Annotated in this window: 1 protein-coding gene; it reads right to left on the bottom strand. The window is 67.5% G+C overall.

Features of this window, described 5'->3' with window-relative positions:
* On the bottom strand, positions 1 to 338 hold a 338-nt coding region (locus tag GV790_RS29360; protein WP_175586040.1), incomplete at both ends, for a SufD family Fe-S cluster assembly protein.

Raw genomic sequence — 338 nt, 5'->3', positions numbered from 1 at the left:
GTCGTGTTGACGGCGTCATCGGCCCAGTCCTGCACTGCGACGACCGTCAGTTTGGCGCTGTCACCGAGCACGAACTCCACGTTCTCGGCGTAGGTTCCGCTGCCCCGCTGGTCGATGACCACGGTGGCGACAGCGAAATTGCCCAGCCGGATCTGCAGGTGACCGTAGGCGGTCTTTCCCTCGCCTGGGCCGGTGACCGTGACCACGACCGGCTCGGCGACCTCCGTCTCCGCACCGACCGATACCACAGTGGCCGACTCGAAACCCGAGTACGCCTGGGCGGCAACACGATCGGCGGGCACACCGGCCTGACCGAGGCGAGCATCGGTGCGCTGCAC

The organism is Nocardia cyriacigeorgica, assembly GCF_010858045.1.
In the GTDB taxonomy this organism is placed as follows: domain Bacteria; phylum Actinomycetota; class Actinomycetes; order Mycobacteriales; family Mycobacteriaceae; genus Nocardia; species Nocardia cyriacigeorgica_E.
This window is presented reverse-complemented; position numbering and strand designations above follow the sequence as displayed.